We start from the raw sequence: 21,950 nt of genomic DNA on the forward strand, positions 1-21,950 counted from the left end.
ATAATATCCAACAATTTCTTGCAGATATTTATCTACAATTCTATCAGCGAACAGATCTAATTTTGCACTAATCCCATCAGTAATATTTTAGATAATAGCTTTGAAAAACATTATTGAAAATATTCAGAATTTTCACTATAATACTCTTAATATATTAAAAAAGGGGTGAATCTATGTCTCAGATTGAAACTGAAATAAGTCAATTTGGATACAAACAAGAATTAAAGCGAAGCCTTGGTTTAAAAGAGCTAACCATTTATGGCATGGTCTTTATGGCTCCATTGGCGCCGATGCAAGTGTATGGAATGGTAGCACAGCAAAGTTTTGGCATGGCATGTTTGGTGTATATCGTAGGGGTAATTGCCATGTTGTTTACTGCCTACAGCTATAGCCATATGGCAAAAGAATTCCCTATATCTGGATCTGTATATTCGTACATTCAACGTGCAGTAAATCCGCATGTTGGATTCGTGGCAGGTTGGATTATCCTCGCTGACTATGTCCTACTGCCAGCGTTATTGTATTCGATGACTGGAAACTGGATGACTGGGATCTTTCCTAATGTCCCTTCCTCAATATGGGCATTACTGTTTATTGCTATTAATACGTATATTAATATCCGAGGCATCACAGTTACTTCTCGAATGAACATGATTATGTTTTACGTACAAGTCATTGTCATTGCAGCCGTATTGATTGTTGGTATTAACTATGTGTTTGTAGGAGGTCACGGCACTGGTGGATTTACCCTTGATCCATTCTTCCAATCTCAACATTTCAATTTTGGATTGATTGCCACTTCAACTACAATCGCCGTCCTTGGTTTCTTAGGTTTTGATGGGATTAGTACGCTGTCTGAAGAGGCGACAGAACCAAGAAAAACTGTTGGAAAGGCAACGGTTCTTTCTATTGTATTTATCGGGTTTTTCTTTGTGGCTCAAGCGTATATCGCACATTTGATCCATCCAAACTATGCCAACCTCGACCCAGATTTAGGTTATTTTAATATTTTGAAAGAAGCCGGTGGCACCGTCTTTTACGTAGTAATAACCCTTATTAACGTAGTTGCTATAGCCGGAGCAGTAAATTTAAACTGTATGGCAGCGACCTCTAGAATTCTCTATTCTATGAGTCGTGACAATCTTCTACCATTCTCGAATGTGTTTAAGAAGATTCACCCAAAATATCAATCACCAGTAAATTCAACTTATTTGTCTGCCATCATATGTGCCGTTACTGTTCTCACGTTACCAACAGAAACAATCTTAATGGTTGTTAACTTTGGGGCCGTTACTTCATTTATGATTTTAAATTTATGTGTTTGTTGGTACTTTTTCTTTAAAAAGAGAAATCGTGGTTTGAAATCTTTTATATATTATTTGGTTATGCCTTTGATTGGTTTTGGCATTGTTACTTTTGTTTGGTCAGGCTTTGGCCTAAAGACCTTTATTTTTGGAGCTTGTTGGTTGATTCTAGGCATTACGGTGGGAGCAGTTAAATCAGGAGGATATAAAATAAAACCACCGGCATTCCGAGAGTAATATAATTTAATGGAGGGTTGGCGTATGAGATTGTTAGGAAAAGTTGCGATTGTAACAGGAGCTGGAAGAGGAATTGGCGCAGCCATTGCAAAACGATTCGCTGAAGAAGGAGCGAAAGTCGTGGTGAGTGATATCATCGACCAAGGAGCAGAGGTGGTAGAGGAAATACAAAATGCTGGTGGCGATGCTGAATTTTTCCGTATAGATGTTTCCGATTCCAATCAAGTTCAAAAATTAATCAATTATACTGTGGAACATTTTGGCGCTTTACATATTATTTGTAATAATGCAGGGATAAATGTACCTGGGAAAATCGAAAATATCACAGAAGAGGTGTGGGACCGGACCATGGATGTAAATGTGAAATCCATGTATTTAACGACCAAGTTCGGTATCCCTGAGCTGAGAAAAAATGGTGGAGGATCTATCATTAATTTAGGATCTGTAAACAGCTTGGTTGCAGAGCCTATGTTATCTGCATATGTAGCTTCCAAAGGAGCTATATTAATGCTTACCAAGGCCATAGCATTGGATTATGCTAAGGAAAATATTCGTGCCAATTGCATTTGTCCAGGTTGGGTGAATACTACCATTAACGATGCACATGCGAATCTAATGGGTGGTATTGAAAATGTACTAAATAATATTGATGACTTCCAACCGATTGGTCGTGTTATTCATACAAAAGAAATTGCGAATGTAGCTTTATTCCTTGCCTCAGATGAATCATCAGCAATGACTGGTAGTGCTGTGGTTGCAGACGGTGCCATGACAGCTAAATAGAAACGGTAATCACATATTAGATATGACTAATGTGTGATTACCTTCTTATTTTTAAACAGTACGAATTTATTTCAAACCTACACTTGAAAACATATAACTCCCCCTTATCAACAAGAAAAAGACCACCAAAAGGCAGTCTCTCAAAACTCAATCCTATTCCCCACTCCACATTCCACCGCTTTTTCATACAAATACTTCGCAACGATAATATCCACTACCGCCAAACCAACTGATTTGAAGACAGTAATCTCTTCATCATTCTCCCTACCAGCTTTTTCCCCGCTTATAATTTGACCAAGTTCAGCGTGAATGTCGCTAGTTTTAAATAAACCTTCTTTTATTGGCACTAGAAGGTCACCTGTTTCTTCTAGTGCTGCTTCTTTTGATTCGACTACTACTTTAGTTGCGTTAGCAATAGCGTGAGATGGTAGTTCTTGCATGCTCGGTCTAAATGAGCCGACGGCGTTTACGTGGACACCTGTTTTTAGTGATTCTGAGAAGACTGGTGTAGATGCGTTCGTTGTTGTGACGATGATGTCAGCTTCGCTTATTGCTTCATTTGGACTTGCATAGACGTAAGCTGGTTTGTTAAATGTCTCTTGTATATATTGCGCAAATGCATATGCCTTTTCTTCCGTTCGATTGTATAAAATGACTTTTTCGATGTCCCTAACGGCGAATACAGCTTCAGCAATTCCTTTCGCCTGTTCACCCGTGCCAATAATACATAAAGTTTTTGCGTTATGACGAGCTAAATATTTTGTCGCTACTCCTGATAAGGCGCCTGTTCGGATCATCGTTAAATAGGAGCCTTCTAAAAGTGCGAGTGGTTCTCCCGTTTGAAAGTCTGATAGCATCACAATTCCGTTTATCGTTTTCTTTCCTATCTTTTTATTCTGCGGGACTACCGTTACTATTTTTACTCCGAGTGCTTCAAGTCCTTCCGCGACTGAAGGCATAATTAATGCGGTATTTTGTTCGCTCGCAAATGGTAATGAGCCGCGTATTGGTGTAATCGTTCTTTCTGCGGAAAACTCTTTTAAGGCAAGCGCTGCGTATTCAATGACTTCGTTCATATTTACTAAATTTCTTTGTTCGTTCGCGCTTATAACTAGCATATTTTTTCACCCTTTCCTATATTCTTCTCCTCACTTTGTGCTATATTTTCATTCACAACCTGCGCTCCTACTAAATCACCAGTAATATTTACAACCGTGTGGCCCATATCAACGAGCGGAGAAACAGCTGCGATGATCGGGATAATTGTTAGCGGGAGCCCTAGTGTAGAAAGTAAAATGGTCGCAGTAATAACGTCTGCACCTTTTACTCCAGCGCAGCCCGCTGCAAGGACGATTCCTAAAAATACAGTTTGCACAATAAGCCCAAATGTAATTGGAATTCCATATACATTTAATGCGAAAACCGCTAAAACACCGAGCGCTGCTGATAGTCCATTCATATTAATAGTAGCTCCAAGCGGAATGGTGAAGCCAGCTACTGACTCTGATATACGAAGTCTTTTCTGCGCCACTTCCATCGTTACTGGAAGCGTTGCGCTGCTCGATGTCGTACTTGCAGCTACGAGCATAGCTGGACTTGCTTGCTTATAAAAATGTACTGGACCTATCTTCCCGAAAATTTTTAATACAATTGGATACATAACGAGAATAATAAGTAACAATGACAAATAATCAGCTACTACATAGCTAACGACCGCAGTAAGCATATCTGATCCAAATGTGCCAACTACATGAGCAATTAACGCCATAATTCCGTAAGGTGCAAATCCAATAACCATTTCCGCAATTTTAATCATTATTTTTGCACCTTCATGAACTAGTTTACGAGTCCCTTTCGCTTGATCGCCAAGAAGAATGAGAGCCATGCCGACAAAAATAGCAAAGATAATAATTTGAAGCATACTTGTTTCTGCAGCTGCTTGAATGACGTTGGAAGGAAACCATTGCACAATATTATCTACAAAACTAAACTTCTCCTCTTTAAAGTTCTGCCCGCTTGCAAGAAGACCTTCTACCCCTTTACCAGGATTGATAATATAAGCGATTACTACGCCAATACTTGTCGCTAATACCGCTGTGACTGCATAGTAAATAAAAATCCTTCCGCCAATTGCTCGTAACATTTTCGGATTTTCAAGCCCCGCAATACCTGAGACGATACTTAAAAAAGTTAAAGGAACGATAATCATTTGTAATAAACGAATAAATATATCCCCAATCGGTTTTAAAACCGCTACTTTCGGTCCAAATGCTACCCCTAAAGCAATACCGATTAATGCCCCTATCAAAATTTTCACAGGTAATTTTTGTTTTCGCCACCACTTCATCCAAAGGCCCCTCCCTTAAGAAAACATTAAGCTAACAAAAACCCCCGCTTCAAATCATCCCTCGGATCTACAACAAACTGATGAAATCCTGTAATAAATGCATTCCCCGTTACTTTTGGAACGACAGCTTCATATTTGTCTACCTCTGTTACGGATAACACTTCTCCTTCAAATTGTCCGTCAGTAATGCATTCGTGGATGAATGTTTCTCCTTGTTGCAGAGCGTCTTTTTCAAAAAGGGTTGCGATTCTTGCAGAAGTTCCTGTGCCGCAAGGAGAACGGTCTACTTGCCCATCAGCGAAGATCGTTACATTTCGTAAAGTAGCGTCTTTCCCTTTCGGTTCATCTGAGAAAATAACACCGTATATTCCTTTTAAACCTTCTTCCAGTGGATGTTTCACTTCCATTTGACTCTCGATATAGTGTTTAATTTTACCGCCCCACGTTTGAATAGCAGATAAATCTTTGAAATCAACTTTCAAACCAAATTCTTTACTATCTACTACCGCATAAAATGCTCCGCCAAATGCGATATCTACTTGAAATTCATAGTCATCTATTTTGATAGGGACGTCTTTCTTATATACGAACGAAGGAACATTTTCAAATGATACGGACTCTACTTCACTCCCGTTAAATTTTGCGTACGCAATAACTTCCCCAGCAGGGCTATCAATAATGAACTTTTGTTTTTCACCTGTCACTTCAAACATGCCTGTTTCAATTCCTACTGTAACGACAGCAATAATGCCGTGACCACACATCGTACTCCAGCCTTCATTGTGCATAAATAAAACGCCAAAATCAGCGTGAGCACTTGCAGGCGGTGTAATGATACAACCGTACATGCCGTGATGTCCTCTCGGTTCATACATAAGAACCTCGCGAAGATGATCCAAATGTTCCATGCAGTATGCACGTCTTTCAAGTTGCGTTTCTCCCTTTATCTCTGGCACTCCGCCCGTAATAATTCGAAGCGGTTCCCCAGCTACATGAGCATCAATTGTTGTATACACTTTACTAATCTTCATTTCTATCTCTCCCCTATATGTTGATACTATTTTCAATGCAAATACTATGCCAAATCACAAAGCGTTAATTTGTTTACATTTTTCTGAAAAAGGTGTATCCTTTTGGCAACAAATCTGTATACTACTGTCTACTTTTTTATAAAATCAGTGGTGGTTTTATAAATCCCCTACTGATTATTAGCCCACAAATAGCGAGATAAATTCTTTGGAGGCCATGTTATGAAACAATTCGATACCTTTGCAGTTCCAACGTTGCATACACTCCTCTCTTACGTGGAAGAAGCGATTTCTATCGTAGATACGGAAGGAGTTATGCTGTACTGGAATGAGGCAGCAGAAAAAATGTATAACATAAAAAAAGAAGATATTATCGGAAGAAACGTGCAGGAGTTCTTTTCAAAAGAAGATATTATGAATTTAAAAGTTCTTGAGAGCGGGCAACCGGTCCGGGATATTTATCATCTTCCGCGTCCAGATAAGCACGTATTAATTAGTACGACTCCTATTTATAACGATGACAACGAATTAGTTGGTTCTATGTCTGTAGAAAGAGATATTACCGCGACGATTAAGTTAAATGAAAAATTATCCTCTACTTCTGAAGAATTACAGCAATTAAAACAACTGATTCAGCATCAACAAAATGACCCCTTCAGCACGATTAAAGGGAATAACGCCACACTTCAGCACATTATCCACAACATGAAAAAGGTAGCAACTACAGATGCGACAATTTTAATTACAGGAGAAAGCGGCGTTGGAAAGGAACTTTTCGCTCAGGCCATTCATGAAGCAAGCCTTAGAAACAAAAATACTTTTATCCCAATTAATTGCGGCGCTATTCCTGCCGCTTTATTTGAAAGTGAGTTATTTGGCTATGAATCTGGAGCTTATACGGGAGCCGCTAAGGGCGGAAAAGCAGGAAAGTTAGAACTAGCAAATGGCGGCACTTTATTTTTGGACGAGGTAGGAGAACTCCCGCTTGATATGCAAGTGAAACTACTCCGTGCTTTACAAGAAAAAGAGATTTACCGAGTTGGTGGGCAAACACCGAAAAAGATAGACGTAAGAATTATTGCCGCAACGAATCGTATGTTAGAAGATATGGTGCTCAACGGGACGTTTCGATCTGATTTATTTTATAGACTAAATGTTTTCACAGCGCACATCCCGCCGCTAAGGGAACGAACAGATGACATTTCCTTTTTAGTCCATCATTTCTTAAAGGAATTTTCCTTCAAATATAACAAGCCCGCTCCATTTGTTCATCAAGAAGCAATGAACAAACTACATACATACTTTTGGCCGGGTAATATTCGCGAATTACGTAACATAATAGAAAGGTTAATTGTCCTTCATGACGGGAAAGAGATACGTGAAGCAAACATTTTACAACTATTGCCGTTGCAGAAGCCTATCCATCATACAGAGCGCTCACTCACTGATGAGAAAAAGAGCTTAGAGAAAACTAGAATTATACAAGCTCTCGAAGACACGTACGGAAACAAAAGCATCGCTGCGAAAAAGTTAGGCATGTCCCGTGCTAACTTATATAAGAAGCTGAAGAAGTATGGGATTAGTTATGAAGTAGAGCGTTAATCAGCCAATAAAAAAAGTCATTTATTCATAATGTATAAAATTCATTGTGGAATTCAAGCCACATATTCGTCCTTGTGAGGTGCTGTGGCACCTCCTTTTCTTTTGCAACAAACGGGCCAGATTGTGGAGAATCTCTTCTGAAATAATTGGATATTAATGTTAAAACAGATGAAGATTATGAAGTAATGTACTTAAACTATAAGACAGGATTATTGCTTTCCTATATAATTATAGCAAACAAAAGATAGATTATTTAAGGATGGCTAATATGTTAAAAACAAAAACGAAATATCAAACTTGGATACGAATTTACAAACTAATTATTTTTTTGGCTATTTCACTCATTCTTCTCTTGGTAACATTATTACCTGTTAATGTATATCTGCGAATCCTGTCAGGTATTTTTGCGTTACCTTTTATTTATATAGCATTTATACTTTCTTATTCAGTTTACCAATTTGCAGCAGTTGGGGGGAATTATCAGTCAAAAATACATGATTTAATTGTTGCCAAGGTGAATTGGGATGAAAAAGGAAAAATACTAGATATAGGAACCGGTAGTGGTTCCTTGATTATTAAACTGGCAAAGACTTTTCCTAAGTCCTATCTAACTGGAATTGATTATTGGGGCGGAAATTGGGAATATTCCAAATCCAAGTGCCAGCAGAATGCTGAAATAGAAGGGGTCTCTGATAGAATTGATTTTCTGAAAGCAAGTGCTGCAGAACTCCCTTTTACTGATGATGAATTTGATATAATTGTAAGCTGTCTAACATTTCATGAAGTAAAAGATAGAGAAAATAAAACTGAAGTAATTAATGAGGCATTAAGAGTATTAAAACCTGGTGGCGAGTTTGTTTTCTTAGATTTATTTATGGATGAAAAAGTATTTGGAGATGAAAAAGAGCTCTTACATGTCTTAAAGAAACATGGTGTATCCGAATTGAATAGCTACAAGCTTGCTGAAGAAATAGAGTTACCAAAACTCTTATTGAACAAAAAAGTATTAGGAAATGCAATGATTTTGAGTGGTAGGAAATAAGAATGCACTAATTCGCCCTTATAATAGCGCGGACTTCTCTATTATAAGGGCCACTACTTCATTTAACTTAACAAAGTGATGTAGCTCTATTTGTTTTTTTGCATCTTTTTTTAGCAACATCGTAACTTTATTTCAAATCTACACACCTAACCCCAACAAAAAATCCCCCGAAAACTCGGGGGATCCATCAAACCCTAACCGCCACCACATCCGGCACTTGCTTCGCAATCTCCTCACCAATCTTTATACTTGCCGTCGCAGCTGGAGATGGCGCATTACAAATATGCAGCGAATTGATGCCAGGGATAATGCAGAAGTCATCAACCATATTTCCGTTCGATAAAATTGCTTGTGCCCTTACGCCCGCATGCGTTGGGACGATATCTTTCTCTGTCAGTTCTGGTATTAAGCGCTGCAAGCTTTTTAGAAATGATTGTTTACTAAATGAACGCACCATCTCTTTTATGCCTTCTTTCATATTCGGCATCGCCATTTTCCAGAAGCCTGTGTATGTCATTGTTTCCATGAAGTCTTTTATGTCGAAGTCTTTTTTCGTGTAACCTTCTCGCTTAAAGCTTAATACTGCATTCGGTCCTGCATGTACGTCTCCGTTTATCATTCTTGTAAAATGAACACCTAGAAATGGGAATTCTGGATTTGGAACTGGATAAATTAAATGTTTTACAAGATGGCGTTTTTCTGGGACGAGTTCATAATATTCACCACGAAACGGAACAATTTTCATATCAGTTAATATACCTGTCTTTTTCGCAATACGATCGCTATGTAAGCCAGCGCAGTTAATGAGAAATTTCGTTTTAAATACACCTTGATTTGTCTCAATTGTTACGGCGTCTTTCTTCTCAGTAATACGCTCCGCCGTTGTTCCTAAATGTATTTCTCCGCCGCTTTCTTGAATCAAGCGGGCAAATGCATAACTTACTCCTCTATAGTCAGCAATCCCGCAAGAAGGAACACGGATTGCGCCAAGTCCCTTTACATGAGGTTCAATTTCAGCTAATTCTTCCTTACCTATTTTTTCAATATGTAAATCGTTTTGTAAGCCTCTTTCATATAAGTTATGTAAAAGAGGAAGTTCTTCCTTTTCTGTAGCGACAATTACTTTTCCGCACATGTCATAAGCGATGTCATTTTCTTTACAAAATTGAACCATAGCTGCGTTTCCTTCTTTGGCAAACTTCGCTTTATAACTCCCTGGTTTATAATAAATTCCAGAATGAATTACTCCGCTATTATGTCCAGTTTGATGATGTGCAAGTTCCTTTTCTTTTTCAATGATCGCGATTTTCGCACGAGGGAATTTTTTCGTTAAAGCCATTCCAGTTGAAAGCCCAACAATTCCTCCGCCAATAATTATAAAGTCATACATCCTACTTCCCCCTTAATATGATGAAAGGCAGGCCTTTTTTAAGACCCGCCATACAAACTTATTTAGAAAAACAACCGCGCTGACGCATTAGTTCTCTATATAAACCTTTATTTTTCTCAAATGCAGCTCTTCCGTGCATCCAAAACAAATTATTTAAAAGAACTAAGTCACCAACTGGTAATTTTAATGCATGTGTTGCTGGTGAATTTTCAACTGAATATGATAAGTCTTTCAGATAGTTTGCTTGTTCAATATTATCTGGATACGCGAACTGATCGATAAAGCAAATGCATGGTGCGTTATTTACATCAAAAAATGTTTCGCGATATACGATTTCTTGCGCATTTTTACTTGGTGGTGCTTTATACGTAATTTTAACAGATGCGAGCGAGTGATCTCTAAATTTCTGAAGATCTTCCCAATCGTCTAAATGTAGTAAACGGGATTCCCCTCCTACTGCATTTTGCTCTTCAATTTTCATCATAAGAAGCCAATCTGTTGGCTCATCAACGAATGTACCGTCTGTATGAAGTGTGAATAAACGGTACGCTTGACGAAGGTAAGAATCACTACTATCCGTATCTTTCACATTAAATCTAGCATAATACGTTCCTGTCATCGCATCAAAGTTCGGCGCCCCGATTAAATGCGTTAATGCTGTCGCAAATTTCACGTAGTCTGCTGGATCTGCCGTTTCACCTTGTACCCCAATTGTAAATCCACCCGTTTCACGGTCATGAATAATGCCGCGAATGTTATCCATAAATGATTGCCCAAAAATCTTTCTCATTCCATCCGCAAGATTAAACCGAGAATACGGAATATATTGTAATGACTGCTCTGAATGCTCTTTTACCTCTTCAAAAAACTGTTTAAGCAACTGCTGATTTAACACAATATGGTATAAACGCTTATGCTCTGGATGAGGAACAATTTCATACCCCTCATATTTCTTTGCAAATTTCATCTTCGTACTTTGTTCTGTAATAATCGACATTTCAATTCCTCCCTAAATTAAATATGAAGAACGTATTGACGCTTTTTACAGACAGTTATCCTTATCTTCTTATGCTGAGATTCGGTCTTACTGCCCTAACATCGAAAAAGCCAGTCATACGCATCCACGACATAAAAATCGCGAAAACGTACAACTGGCTCATAATTACGAATGTTCTTTAATCTCTTAAAGTACAATAATAATAGACAGTTTGTATGAAAATATTTGTAAAACAGAAAAGTAAGATCGGATATAGAGAAGGCTAATTTCTCGTATGGACCTTATTAATTAAATGATAATTCATAATATTCTTAATGTCAATTTATTTTTTACTATTTTCTCTACAAACTTTACACATTTTACAAATACCCTTACTCTCTGCGCATCCTCTTTTTTTCGTTTCCTTTTTTACAACTTGAACTTCATTTAACTTTTTCATAATTTTTGCCTCCTCAATATAAAAAGCCAGTCGTATCTCTTTAAAAGAAATACAACTGGCTCTTGTTTATGGACATAAATGCGATAAACTAGACAGTTCTTATGGAGTTGTTTCCTCGTACTCACCCTCGAGCTGTTCATCATTTAAATAACTTACGTATTGACGATGCAAATCTTTTACCGCACTGACGATAGCATTTTGCGCTTTTCCTTGATAATGATCTGTAATATCTTGAACGATATCTTCAATACCATCTTGCAAACTATGTCCTCTCAAAATTTGAGCGACGAAGTCCCTACCGTGCTCTGTCGCAAGCGTACATGACGCTTCAATAATGACATGATATTTATGATCTGCCTCAATTGTAATTGTTAATGTTTCATACATACTGCGAACAGCCATCCCTTTCGGAAGTCTCGAGTGTCCCGCCATAAAAAATGTCCCTTTACGCATATTTCATCCTCCGTTACTATGTTTTTTATTCCGTATTAACGGGCAGTAGCCCCCCCCTCAAAATTCGGCGAATGCGAGGGAGTTATGTAGGAGCCTAGTGCCCGTAAAGGCCCGATTGGTGAAGGCTAATAATCAGAGGGGATGCCCCTATCTGATTAAAGTTTCACTTTATCGCTTATACTTGATCTACGTATACTGTCTTTATTCTCGTATAAAATTCTTTCGCCGCTTTTCCTTGTTCACGCGGTCCAGCACTAGAATTTTTCATTCCGCCAAACGGAACTTGAGGTTCTGCTCCTGCAGTTTCTGAATTCACGTGCACCATTCCAACTTCCACATCATCAATAAACCGCTGCGATAAACTTAAATTATTCGTACAAATCGATGCACTTAACCCGTATTCAGTATCATTCGCTAAAGAAACTGCTTCTTCATAACTATTCACTTTAAATAAACATATAACTGGCCCGAAAATTTCTTCTTTTGCAATGCGCGCATCCACATCTACATTTTCAAAAATAGTCGGTAACACGTAGCAACCAGCTTGCAATTCTCCTTCTTCCGGCACGCTGCCTCCATACAATAAAGAAGCCTCCGCTTTCCCTACTTCAATCATCGATAAAACAGATTGTTGCTGCCCTTTTGAAACACATGGTCCCATAAATGTAGCAGGATCTAACGGATTCCCAACTGTAAGAGCTTCCGTGCGCTGCAACAGTCGATCCTTGAACGCTTCATAAATTTCCTCTTCTACAATGACTCTACTTGTTGCGGTACACTTTTGCCCTGTTGACATAAACGCACCTTTTATCGTAATAGTTACCGCCTTTTCAATATCGGCATCCTTTAATACAACTAACGGATTTTTCCCGCCCATTTCTAATTGCACTTTTTTCCGGGTTTCAACGGCTGCTTTTTGAATGATATTTCCAACGTGATTAGATCCGGTAAAAGATATTGCTTGTATATCCGGATTCCCCGTTAATTCTGTCCCAACTTCAGTGCCTTTTCCGAACACACAATTGATTACACCTGCTGGAATACCTGCCTCATGAAAAGCATTTACAAGATGATACACTGATTTTGGCGTCACTTCAGCCGGCTTAATAACAACTGTATTTCCGTAAATAAGTGCCGGCGCCATTTTCCACGCTGGAATTGCAATCGGAAAGTTCCACGGTGTAATTAATCCAACCGGTCCTACTGCCACTCGCTTACTGTAAAGCATCGTACTTTCATTAGCGGATGGGATTAGTTCTCCAATCGGCTGATTTGCTTCCCCTGCATAATATTCAAGAATGCTAATTGCCCGCTTCGTCTCGCCAATCCCTTCTGCGAGCGTCTTTCCTTCTTCATTCGTTACATCTCGGCCAATTTCATTTACCTTTTCTTTTAAAATAGCTGCCGCTTTCCATAAATAACTCGCTCTCTCTTGAAACGATAACTTTTTCCATTTATAAAAAGCTTCTTTCGCTGATGCAATTGCTACTCGTGTATCTTCTGCCGAACTAAGCGGGAATTCACCTAACTCTTCCCCGTTATGCGGATTATAATCTTTAACGTATGCATTCGTGGAAGGTTCTTTCCACTCACCGTTTATATAATTGAAAAACCTCATGCCCCTGCCCCCACCGTTTTTTTATTTTGATAGTTTCGCAATAGCTGCTTCTAAAATAGTAAGCCCTTCTTCAAGCTGTTCATCTGTTATAACAAGAGGTGGCAAGAAACGAAGTACATTACTATAAATACCAGCGCTTATCGTAATGACCCCTTTACTATGCGTTTCCTTCATAATCGCTTTAACCTCTTCCGCTGCTGGCGCTTTCGTTTCTTTATCTTTTACAAGCTCAATTGCAGTCATCGCGCCAAGACCTCTCACATCGCCAACTAGTTCATATTTCTCTTTCCAACTATTAAATACTTCCATCATACGATTTCCAATTTCCGTAGCACGCTTCACTAAATTCTCTTCCTCGATTATATCCAAAACGGCTAGTGCAGCTGCGCAGGCAACTGGACTTCCTGAGAAAGTACCACCTAGTTGACCAGGACCAGGTGCATCCATCAATTCCGCTTTCCCTGTTACTGCACTAAGCGGCATCCCAGCAGCGATTGATTTTGAAAATGTCATTAAATCAGGAGCTACGCCGAAATGATCCATTGCAAATAAATTACCCGTACGAGCAAAACCAGTTTGAATTTCATCCGCAATCATAATAATTCCATATTTATCACAAATATTTCGAACACCTTGCATGAACGTAGTCGTCGGAACGATAAATCCACCTTCTCCTTGAAGAGGCTCCAAAATAATCGCAGCAATGTTATCACTTGCTACTTCCTCTAACATGAAGCGTTCGAAATACGCTAAGATTTGCGCGTCTACTTCTTCTGGCGACAGTCCTTCTTCAGCACGGTAATAGTATGGATATGGTAATTTGTATACTTCTGATGCAAACGGTCCAAATCCATGCTTGTACGGTTTCACTTTACTTGTAAGTGACATCGTCAAAAGTGTACGCCCGTGATAAGCACGCTCGAACGAAACAATCGCACTTCTACCAGTTGCTTTTCTAGCAATCTTCACCGCATTTTCTACTGCTTCAGCACCGCTATTGGCAAACATCGTTTTTTTCTTAAAATCACCTGGTGTTAATTCATTCAGTCTTTCAGCTAGTGCAATATAACTTTCATACGGTGCTACGTGAAAACAACTATGAATAGAAGATTCCACTTGCTCTTGGATTGCCTTCACTACTTTCGGATGGCAATGCCCAACGTTTTGCATACCAATTCCGCCCGCAAAGTCAATCAGTTCATTACCATCTATATCTGTAATAATCGCTCCCTTTGCTGATTGCACATATAACTCTGTAATATTGTAAGGCCCTTCTGGCACCGCATTCTTTCTTCTTTCATGTAATATGCTAGATTTTGTAGTTGTAATATCTTTCTTCTCTTTCAACATGGAATATACCCCTTTTCTTATTCTTTCTCTATGCTAACTTCCGAATCTTTTATAATCGTAAAATCATTTAACTTTTGCTTATCTATTTTTCTAACTCTTAGGAAATAGCTTATTATTACTACGATTGTAGCTAGTATTGTCATGTAAAACTGCATGCGCATATCTTCAATAAATGCCTGCGAAACAAATATCGTAACAATCATTAGAAGAGTTGCATATGTGAGATACGGGAATAACCACATTTTCACTTTTAGCTTTCCAGCGCCTTCTCGTTCCCTTTCTCGTCTTAACTTTACATGTGAAACTGCAACGAACATATACATAAGCATCGTTACCCCACCTGAACTATTCGCTAAAAACGCAAACAGTTTATCAGGAGATATAAATTTTAACATCGCACAAATAAATGCAAATACAATACTCGCATAGATCGCTATAACCGGCGTCCCTCTACTATTTAACTTTGAAAAAGCTGCCGGAGCATCGCCTTTTTTAGCAAGTGAAAATAACATACGCGAACTCGTATATATACCTGAGTTCATAACGGAAAGTAGTGATAAAAATACAACACCATTCATAATCTCTGCGGCTGCAGGTACCCCTGCCATATTAAATAAACTTGCATACGGAAGTTTTAATAACTCCTTATCCGTCCACGGGATAAACATAACTAAAATCGTTACGGACCCTACGAAGAAAAGCATAAGGCGCCATACTACACTATTAATCGCTCGTATTACATTTTTCTCTGGATTATCAGATTCCCCGGCCGCAATCGCTGCTACTTCACTTCCGGATAAAGAGAAAGAAATAAACACAACGCTCAGTAAGACAGGGACAATACCGTTCGGGAAGAAACCACCGTGTTCCGTAATAATAGAAAGACTCGGTCTATCCACCCCTGGAACAAGGCCAAAAAACATCGAAACTCCTAAAATTAAAAACGCAACAATCGCCACAACTTTAATAAGCGCTAACCAATATTCAAATTCACCGTACAATTTTACTGAATATACATTCGTCATCGTCATGAGAAGGACCATGCCCAAACTTGCGATCCATGCTGGAATCGAAGGGAACCAATTGTTAATCATCACGCCTAAAAGTACTGCTTCGATTGCGATAATAATGACCCAGTTAAACCAATATAACCATCCGATTGTGTATCCTGCCCACGGCCCAATTGCTTTGTTCGCATACGTTGCGAAAGAACCACTATCAGGATTTTCAGCTGCCATCTCTCCTAACATCCGCATTACGAGTACAACCATTAAAGCCCCGATAATATAGGACAAAATTGCTGCTGGACCCGTAGATTGAATAATCGTTCCACTTCCTACAAACAAGCCGCCCCCGATAACCCCACCAATCGAAATCATTGTTATATGCCGAGTTTTTAAATCCTTCTGTAACTCTTTTTTCTCTTTAGCCAAACAGTTCACCAACCCCTCCATTAGCATGAACGTGCGCCATAACCCATTGATAAAGCTTTCTCAAAATCCCATCCTACGTTTTAAGAAAAAATAAAAAGAGCCAGAAAAACAACGCCTACAGCTGCATTGAATTTTACTGCCTCTATCCTTATGGCTCGTCCTCCTGCTAAGGAAGCTCAAGTGGAAAGAAGTTCCTCTATTCATTTTCAAACATACATCCGGGCTTGCAGGGAGGCTAATCACTGTCATCCGATAATAAGTTAATCATAATACAAATAAACTGAATATTCAATATTAATTTGAGGAGAAATTTCCAAATCTTCGCAACATATACTGTTCAAAAGCAAAAGGAAGTGATCTCATGTACTACGGAACAAAAGGCTGGTACGTAGCCGAACTAAAAAAATTAGGCGTTCGTTATTTGGAAGGACGGAAGCTAGAAAGCTACCGCGGACACATCTTGCGCAATCTACTAATCGCGCAACAAGAGAAATTAAAAGAAAAGTAGTATGCTGATAAAGTGAAACTTTAATCAGTGGGGGTTTTCTTCATCCCCCACTGATTATTAGTTGAACCAATCGGGCGTTTACGGGCAGTCGATCTCCCACCTAACTTCTTTGCTCCAACTGAATTTTAAGGTGGGAGTTTTACTGCCCGTTAATGCGGGATAAAGTGATATTGAACGATTCTCGGAATATATCAGCGTTTTTTCAAATATATCGATCACAAATTATAATATATTAGGGATTCGACAAATTCCATCAAACTCCTTCTTCTACCAACTAAATCCACACCAGGCTACGCTAATACCAACCAAAAAAGGTCACCCAAACGGGTGACCTTTCCTATTCACAAACAAGAATTTGTCTAGAGAATGTTCCTTTTTTTGCGACGCCACGATCTGTGATTTCAAATCCGGCTTCATGAATCATGTCGTCCATTGTTTCCATCGTAACAACGACTACTTTTTTTGCAATGCGGCGCGCGCTTGAGAGAATGGAAAATTGATCTTCTGGTGTTGCGTGCGTAAATAAGTCGTACGGCATGTCAATAATTGCGACGTCGTAGTTCTCAGTGATTTCCTCAATTGGACCTTTTGTTACTGTTCCTTCAAACCCAAAGTGTGCGATGTTTTTTCTCGTTCCAAGAACCACAAGTGGATTTATATCTCTACCAACAATGTTAATCCCCATAGAAAGTGCTTCTACTACTACTGTTCCAATGCCGCAGCACGGATCAATAGCTCGCACTCCATCTGGATTTGGCACAGCGATATTTGCGACAGCTCTAGCAACACGTGTGCTCAGTGATGTCGAATAGCTATGCGGTTTTTTTATGTGATGATACCAAACCGGATCACTTTCTACATAATGCCCGAAGTACCAACGTCCCCCAAGAGGAACAATCCCGAATACGCGCTCTGGATTACGAACGTCTGCTTCTCCTTCAATATGCATACCAAGGTCTCGCTCAATGAGACGTCTTTCTCCATATTCAATTTTATTCTCTCCAACAAGGTCATTAATTTTAACGAAGATGACTTTGAATGTCGCTCCCGCCAAGTCAATTTGTTCCACTTGTTTCAAGATACTTTCTAAGTCGTCTCCTTCATACATAACTTCAATTCGTTCTTTAATAAACGGGCTTCTGCTCGGATTAATTTTGACATCACTTTTCAAAATGTTAACGTGGGACTCCATTCCAAATAATGAGCGCATTTCCAAGTAGCATAAAGAACGTTCATCCTCACGAAATGCATACGTATATATACATGCAGGTATTTTACTATGATTACTCAATCTATTATCATCCTTTATCATTTAAAATTGTTATTCTCACGATTACTCGAATACTTTTCATATAAAATTAAATGATATCATATGCCGGAAATAAAGAGAAACCTTTATAAAGTGAAACTTTAATCAGTGGGGGGGTTCTTCATCCCCCACTGATTATTAGTTGAACCAATCGGGCATTTACGGGCAGTTGATCTCCCACCTAATTTCTTTGCTCCAACTGAATCTTGAGGTGGGAGCTTACTGCCCGTTAATGCGGGATAAATCCTTTCACAGATTATAACATTATATATGTATAGTAAATACGTTCTCCCTTCACATAAAAAATCGCATATATAACTAATAATGAATGTATATAAAAAAGCGATTAATGCATATTGCTCTAATCGCTTCTCCTAATCTATCATTTGAAATTGTCTTTCACATATACATTCCCTTCCTCCAAAGGAAGCTTGATCTCATCGATCTTTTTTGCTTTTCCCGTCTCAAGATTTGTTTGGAAAGTCGAGAAATACCATATTCCTTCTCCATTATTATAATTCCCAATAAGAAACTTCCCGTTATCTAACGCTTTAAAACAAGTTCCTGCAATACCAAAATCATCTTCACCAATTTTCACTTCGAGTACTTTTCCTTTATGAATATAAAAAGCTTTCGCTGTTGAAAAATTAGAAGACTCACGCTGCAATGCTACGAAAAAATCTGGTGTACCTTTACTAACAAATCCATTTTTTCTAGACGTATTAAATACAAACTCTCCAATTTGCGCCTCTTGCAAATATAACGTCTCACTTGTAGATTGTAATGCAAGCTGATATTCACCTTTATATATTTGATCCCCTTCTTGTGCACCAACCCAAGGTTCTTTTTGTGTTTCATGTTGTTCGTTATTCGAAAATACATGCAAAGTATACGTTTCTCCCTCAGTAGAATTCATTGAGACAGTGTAGCGACTTTGCACTTGTGGATTTATTTGTGATCCTTGTATTTTTCTACTCTCTTTTTTATTCCCCGCGGTATCCTCTACCTTCGTCACTACTTTTTCCTCTGAACTTTCTTTAGAACATCCACTTAATGCTAAACTTACAACGATACTCCCCATCAATAACTTCTTCATATTGCCCCCCAAATAAAAAGCTGATTAAAAATATGATTTCCAATCAGCTCTCTCTATTTTCTATGAAATTAGTCTTCAATTAACTTAGACATTACATACGCATAGACTAGCGCTTCTGTATGTGCAATGGAGCTCTCATGTGTACGTTCAAAAGCGTGAGAAGAATCAATACCAGCTCCAATTAACGCATGCTTCACATCAAATCCAGCGCGAATCGCAGCTGATGCATCAGATCCGTAGTACGGGTAAATATCTACTTTATATTCAATACTGTTCGCCTTCGCAAGCTCAACTAAATGTTTACGTAACGCATAATGATACGGACCACTAGAATCTTTCGCACAAATAGATACTGTATATTCATCAGATGCTTGTCCATCACCTAACGCTCCCATATCAACCGCTAAATATTCAACAGTTTCTTCTGGAATATTAGAGTTACCACCGTACCCAATTTCTTCATTATTCGAAATTAAGAAATGCGTTGTATATGGCAATGTTACCTTTTCATCTTGTAATCTCTTAATTAATTTCAATAAAATTGCGACGCTTACTTTGTCATCTAAATGACGTGATTTTATGTATCCACTCTCTGTAATTTGAACACGCGGATCAAATGAAACGAAGTCCCCTACTTCAATTCCTAATTCGCGTACTTCATTTGCCGAAGAAACACGCTCATCAATACGTACTTCAATGTTTTGCTCATCGCGTTTCGCTTCGCCTGCATTTTTGTATACGTGTACAGATGTTTGATGCATTAAAATCGTCCCTGTATACGTCTTACCACTTGACGTTTCAATTTCGCAATATTCTCCTTCTACAGAGTTCCAGCGAAATCCACCAATCATAGATAGACGAAGACGACCGTCAGGTTTAATCTCTTTCACCATCGCACCTAGCGTATCAACATGTGCAGTTAATAGGCGATGCTGATCATCATTTTTCCCTTTTACAGTTACAATAAGAGCGCCCTTATGATTACGCTTCGTTTCTACATTCCACTCGCTCACATAGTTCTCAATAAATTTAATAATTTTCGCCGTATTTCCAGATGGACTTGGAATAGAGACAAGCTCCTTAATGAGTTCCATCGTTTCTTTCGCATGATGTGCCATTGTCATTTCCTCCTCATTTTCTCTACTATTCAGTATACAAAATTTACTATGAAACCTCTACTGATATAGCTCAATTTTCTAAATTGCAATACAATTCACTTCAACCTAATCTTAATGACAAAAAAGCATCGCGTTATCCACTAACGCAATGCTTTTCCTATGAAACTATTCTTCTGAAACATCTAATAAATAAATTCCTCTTTCAAATCCACCGCGCTCTATTTCTTTTTGCTTACGAAGGCGTTCTACATCTTCAATTGTTGCACCTTCTGCACGCGCTAATGAGATAATAACTTCCAGTGCATCTGCAAGAGAATCTAATGCATGCTCACGCTCTTTCATGGAAGCAAATTCACGAATTTCTTCCGTTCCAATTTTCGCTAAAGCTTGTATGTATGCTTGTCCTGTTAATTTTTGTGCTGTATACGTTTTTCCAGACATTAAAATTTTCTCTGGAACACGATCTCTTACTAGCTTGTTGTACATTGACATCATTTATCCTCCTCTATTTAATAACACCCGAGCTCTGCTTTATAGAAAAACCATTCTTTTTTCACACAAGCACTTAACATATCAATTCCTGATCCGTGCGCCCTTACTACCGGAAAGAAATAATGCTCTGGTTCTTCTTTCTTATCGCCGTATAAGGTCTGGTACTCATCAGGAATCGCCTCTTTTTTCACATCCCGTTCTTTCGTTACTTCACCTGAGAAAGCAACAATTGGATGTCCCTCAAAGAATAGCGCAGTCCGTACTGCAAGAGATGGTGTACTATGCAAAGCATAATATGTAAGTAAAATAATAACGATAACACCGATACTTTTCTTCATATATTACTCCTAAAAAAAAGTGCTAACACAATTATACTAAAATGTGTTAGCACTTTCTCCCCTTTATCTCGAATTAACGGGGGATGATCCCCACGGATTACATTTTCACTTTATTCCCCTTTAAATGCCGGTAGACGCTTTTCTAAAAAAGCAGCAATGCCTTCTTTATGATCCGCTGTTTGTCTCATCGCATATTGACCGCGCTTTTCAAGTTGCAATGTTTGTTCTAGATTAGAGCGATTCACTTCACATAAAATTTGCTTTGTTTGAATCATTGCTTTGATCGGTTTTTGTGACCATTCACTAATCTTTTGCTTCACAGCTGTTTGGAAATCCTCACCGATTACTTCATCAATTAAACCGATATCTAATGCTTCTGTCGCCGATAATTTCTTTCCTTCCCAAATAATTTGCTTCGTCATATTTTCACCGACGCGTTTTTGTAAGAAGAAATGACCACCACCGTCTGGAATTAAAGCGATTCCAATAAAGTTCATCGCAATAACTGATGATATATCTGCCATAACATAATCAGCTGTTAATGCAATACTTAATCCAAGACCAGCAGTTGGTCCATGAATTGCACTAATCACAAGCTTCGGCATCGTATATAAAGTCACAACGACTTCAGCAATGGTATTCATAATGCCATCAAACTTGCTTTCATCATTACTTGAAAGCATCGATTTAATATCCCCACCCGCAGAAAAACCACGGCCATTCCCGCATAGCACGACAATATGCGCAGAACTCTCCGCTACTTCTTTCAACTTTTGTAATAGCTCTTTTAGCGTTGGTTCATCTAATGCATTTAACACTTCTGGACGATTGACCATAACCGTTGCTACGCGTCCTTCATATTTCACAACAACAGATTCTGTTTTACTTGTTACTTCCATTATATACCCCTCTTTTCCACATAAAGATTATACTTATATAATTATAGAAAGCAGATAAAAAACCCTTCTTTTTTCTTAATTTTCTGTCTAATAATTGTATAATTTGTATACAGCTCTGTATAAAACATACAATCCCGTTGCAAAATATAGAAATTAAAGTCGTTTTC

19 protein-coding genes and 1 pseudogene are annotated in these 21,950 nt (G+C 38.5%); 5 read left to right on the plus strand and 15 right to left on the minus strand.

The window, feature by feature from the left end; translation table 11 throughout:
- The first annotated feature begins 173 nt into the window (after window positions 1-173).
- Together COI75_RS01945 and COI75_RS01950 are read left to right on the plus strand one after the other, a co-directional pair.
- Window positions 174-1,541 (plus strand): APC family permease, encoded by a 1,368-nt coding sequence (locus COI75_RS01945; protein ID WP_000078173.1) that lies wholly within the window; start codon window positions 174-176, stop codon window positions 1,539-1,541.
- A gap of 24 nt (window positions 1,542-1,565) precedes the next feature.
- Window positions 1,566-2,324 (plus strand): SDR family NAD(P)-dependent oxidoreductase, encoded by a 759-nt coding sequence (locus tag COI75_RS01950; RefSeq protein ID WP_001237781.1) that lies wholly within the window; start codon window positions 1,566-1,568, stop codon window positions 2,322-2,324.
- A 140-nt stretch (window positions 2,325-2,464) separates the two neighbouring features.
- Here COI75_RS01950 and COI75_RS01955 read toward each other — a convergent pair whose 3' ends face one another.
- The 3 genes from COI75_RS01955 to COI75_RS01965 are packed head-to-tail and all read right to left on the minus strand — an operon-like array spanning window position 2,465 to window position 5,702.
- On the minus strand, window positions 2,465-3,442 hold the full coding sequence (locus COI75_RS01955; RefSeq protein WP_000960334.1) for an ornithine cyclodeaminase family protein: 978 nt from the start codon (window positions 3,440-3,442) through the stop codon (window positions 2,465-2,467).
- Entirely contained in the window at window positions 3,436-4,671 is a 1,236-nt protein-coding gene (locus tag COI75_RS01960; RefSeq protein ID WP_000872378.1) for a dicarboxylate/amino acid:cation symporter, read from the minus strand. The genes COI75_RS01955 and COI75_RS01960 overlap by 7 nt, the downstream gene beginning before the upstream one ends.
- Window positions 4,672-4,697: 26 nt before the next feature.
- The gene (locus COI75_RS01965; protein ID WP_000703391.1) at window positions 4,698-5,702 is read right to left on the minus strand and encodes a proline racemase family protein; all 1,005 of its coding nucleotides are present in this window, start codon (window positions 5,700-5,702) and stop codon (window positions 4,698-4,700) included.
- A 219-nt stretch (window positions 5,703-5,921) separates the two neighbouring features.
- Between COI75_RS01965 and COI75_RS01970 the strand changes: the two genes are divergently transcribed.
- Both COI75_RS01970 and COI75_RS01975 read left to right on the plus strand, forming a co-directional pair.
- Window positions 5,922-7,301 carry a sigma-54 interaction domain-containing protein gene (locus COI75_RS01970; protein ID WP_000808494.1) on the plus strand — a complete coding sequence of 460 codons (1,380 nt, stop codon included), beginning with the start codon at window positions 5,922-5,924 and terminating at the stop codon, window positions 7,299-7,301.
- 268 nt (window positions 7,302-7,569) lie between these two features.
- Window positions 7,570-8,343: a class I SAM-dependent methyltransferase gene (locus tag COI75_RS01975; protein WP_000920906.1), complete on the plus strand. Its 774-nt coding sequence runs from the start codon at window positions 7,570-7,572 to the stop codon at window positions 8,341-8,343.
- Window positions 8,344-8,530: 187 nt separating this feature from the next.
- Here COI75_RS01975 and lhgO read toward each other — a convergent pair whose 3' ends face one another.
- The 6 genes from lhgO to COI75_RS02005 all read right to left on the minus strand — a co-directional run bounded on the left by lhgO (window position 8,531) and on the right by COI75_RS02005 (window position 16,032).
- Window positions 8,531-9,733, minus strand: coding sequence for an L-2-hydroxyglutarate oxidase (lhgO, locus tag COI75_RS01980; protein WP_000271843.1), 1,203 nt, complete (start codon window positions 9,731-9,733; stop codon window positions 8,531-8,533).
- 58 nt (window positions 9,734-9,791) lie between these two features.
- Window positions 9,792-10,730 carry a glutarate dioxygenase GlaH gene (glaH, locus tag COI75_RS01985; RefSeq protein ID WP_000022849.1) on the minus strand — a complete coding sequence of 313 codons (939 nt, stop codon included), beginning with the start codon at window positions 10,728-10,730 and terminating at the stop codon, window positions 9,792-9,794.
- 538 nt (window positions 10,731-11,268) lie between these two features.
- A complete protein-coding gene (locus COI75_RS01990; protein ID WP_001225453.1) occupies window positions 11,269-11,622 on the minus strand; it encodes a DUF3870 domain-containing protein in 354 nt (117 codons plus the stop codon).
- Between the two features lie 175 nt (window positions 11,623-11,797).
- Window positions 11,798-13,240 carry an aldehyde dehydrogenase family protein gene (locus tag COI75_RS01995; protein WP_001210431.1) on the minus strand — a complete coding sequence of 481 codons (1,443 nt, stop codon included), beginning with the start codon at window positions 13,238-13,240 and terminating at the stop codon, window positions 11,798-11,800.
- A gap of 21 nt (window positions 13,241-13,261) precedes the next feature.
- The gene (gabT, locus tag COI75_RS02000) at window positions 13,262-14,590 is read right to left on the minus strand and encodes a 4-aminobutyrate--2-oxoglutarate transaminase (protein ID WP_000910587.1); all 1,329 of its coding nucleotides are present in this window, start codon (window positions 14,588-14,590) and stop codon (window positions 13,262-13,264) included.
- Window positions 14,591-14,607: 17 nt separating this feature from the next.
- Window positions 14,608-16,032: an amino acid permease gene (locus tag COI75_RS02005; protein WP_002095879.1), complete on the minus strand. Its 1,425-nt coding sequence runs from the start codon at window positions 16,030-16,032 to the stop codon at window positions 14,608-14,610.
- Window positions 16,033-16,307: 275 nt separating this feature from the next.
- Here COI75_RS02005 and COI75_RS02010 point away from each other — a divergent pair.
- A pseudogene (locus tag COI75_RS02010) lies at window positions 16,308-16,531 on the plus strand (YflJ family protein).
- A gap of 337 nt (window positions 16,532-16,868) precedes the next feature.
- Here COI75_RS02010 and COI75_RS02015 read toward each other — a convergent pair.
- The 6 genes from COI75_RS02015 to COI75_RS02040 all read right to left on the minus strand — a co-directional run bounded on the left by COI75_RS02015 (window position 16,869) and on the right by COI75_RS02040 (window position 21,783).
- Window positions 16,869-17,822, minus strand: coding sequence for a TRM11 family SAM-dependent methyltransferase (locus COI75_RS02015; RefSeq protein WP_000064974.1), 954 nt, complete (start codon window positions 17,820-17,822; stop codon window positions 16,869-16,871).
- A gap of 400 nt (window positions 17,823-18,222) precedes the next feature.
- Window positions 18,223-18,936, minus strand: coding sequence for a hypothetical protein (locus tag COI75_RS02020; protein WP_000735158.1), 714 nt, complete (start codon window positions 18,934-18,936; stop codon window positions 18,223-18,225).
- Between the two features lie 68 nt (window positions 18,937-19,004).
- Window positions 19,005-20,054 (minus strand): M42 family metallopeptidase, encoded by a 1,050-nt coding sequence (locus tag COI75_RS02025; RefSeq protein ID WP_000930024.1) that lies wholly within the window; start codon window positions 20,052-20,054, stop codon window positions 19,005-19,007.
- A gap of 165 nt (window positions 20,055-20,219) precedes the next feature.
- Window positions 20,220-20,546 carry a nucleoside triphosphate pyrophosphohydrolase gene (locus tag COI75_RS02030; RefSeq protein ID WP_000063207.1) on the minus strand — a complete coding sequence of 109 codons (327 nt, stop codon included), beginning with the start codon at window positions 20,544-20,546 and terminating at the stop codon, window positions 20,220-20,222.
- A 17-nt stretch (window positions 20,547-20,563) separates the two neighbouring features.
- A complete protein-coding gene (locus tag COI75_RS02035) occupies window positions 20,564-20,884 on the minus strand; it encodes a hypothetical protein (RefSeq protein ID WP_000748201.1) in 321 nt (106 codons plus the stop codon).
- A 110-nt stretch (window positions 20,885-20,994) separates the two neighbouring features.
- On the minus strand, window positions 20,995-21,783 hold the full coding sequence (locus COI75_RS02040; RefSeq protein ID WP_000454181.1) for an enoyl-CoA hydratase: 789 nt from the start codon (window positions 21,781-21,783) through the stop codon (window positions 20,995-20,997).
- Window positions 21,784-21,950 lie beyond the last annotated feature (167 nt).

The sequence above is a fragment of the Bacillus cereus genome, from assembly GCF_002564555.1.
Taxonomy (GTDB): Bacteria; Bacillota; Bacilli; order Bacillales; family Bacillaceae_G; genus Bacillus_A; species Bacillus_A cereus_K.

What these genes read in the sequence shown, in the direction of transcription:
- COI75_RS01945 (WP_000078173.1), top strand. Translation starts at nt 174, where the DNA reads ATGTCTCAGATTGAAACTGAAATAAGTCAATTTGGATACAAACAAGAA.
- COI75_RS01950 (WP_001237781.1), top strand. Translation starts at nt 1,566, where the DNA reads ATGAGATTGTTAGGAAAAGTTGCGATTGTAACAGGAGCTGGAAGAGGA.
- COI75_RS01955 (WP_000960334.1), bottom strand. Translation starts at nt 3,442, where the DNA reads ATGCTAGTTATAAGCGCGAACGAACAAAGAAATTTAGTAAATATGAAC.
- COI75_RS01960 (WP_000872378.1), bottom strand. Translation starts at nt 4,671, where the DNA reads ATGAAGTGGTGGCGAAAACAAAAATTACCTGTGAAAATTTTGATAGGG.
- COI75_RS01965 (WP_000703391.1), bottom strand. Translation starts at nt 5,702, where the DNA reads ATGAAGATTAGTAAAGTGTATACAACAATTGATGCTCATGTAGCTGGG.
- COI75_RS01970 (WP_000808494.1), top strand. Translation starts at nt 5,922, where the DNA reads ATGAAACAATTCGATACCTTTGCAGTTCCAACGTTGCATACACTCCTC.
- COI75_RS01975 (WP_000920906.1), top strand. Translation starts at nt 7,570, where the DNA reads ATGTTAAAAACAAAAACGAAATATCAAACTTGGATACGAATTTACAAA.
- lhgO (WP_000271843.1), bottom strand. Translation starts at nt 9,733, where the DNA reads ATGTATGACTTTATAATTATTGGCGGAGGAATTGTTGGGCTTTCAACT.
- glaH (WP_000022849.1), bottom strand. Translation starts at nt 10,730, where the DNA reads ATGTCGATTATTACAGAACAAAGTACGAAGATGAAATTTGCAAAGAAA.
- COI75_RS01990 (WP_001225453.1), bottom strand. Translation starts at nt 11,622, where the DNA reads ATGCGTAAAGGGACATTTTTTATGGCGGGACACTCGAGACTTCCGAAA.
- COI75_RS01995 (WP_001210431.1), bottom strand. Translation starts at nt 13,240, where the DNA reads ATGAGGTTTTTCAATTATATAAACGGTGAGTGGAAAGAACCTTCCACG.
- gabT (WP_000910587.1), bottom strand. Translation starts at nt 14,590, where the DNA reads ATGTTGAAAGAGAAGAAAGATATTACAACTACAAAATCTAGCATATTA.
- COI75_RS02020 (WP_000735158.1), bottom strand. Translation starts at nt 18,936, where the DNA reads ATGAAGAAGTTATTGATGGGGAGTATCGTTGTAAGTTTAGCATTAAGT.
- COI75_RS02025 (WP_000930024.1), bottom strand. Translation starts at nt 20,054, where the DNA reads ATGGCACATCATGCGAAAGAAACGATGGAACTCATTAAGGAGCTTGTC.
- COI75_RS02030 (WP_000063207.1), bottom strand. Translation starts at nt 20,546, where the DNA reads ATGTCAATGTACAACAAGCTAGTAAGAGATCGTGTTCCAGAGAAAATT.
- COI75_RS02035 (WP_000748201.1), bottom strand. Translation starts at nt 20,884, where the DNA reads ATGAAGAAAAGTATCGGTGTTATCGTTATTATTTTACTTACATATTAT.
- COI75_RS02040 (WP_000454181.1), bottom strand. Translation starts at nt 21,783, where the DNA reads ATGGAAGTAACAAGTAAAACAGAATCTGTTGTTGTGAAATATGAAGGA.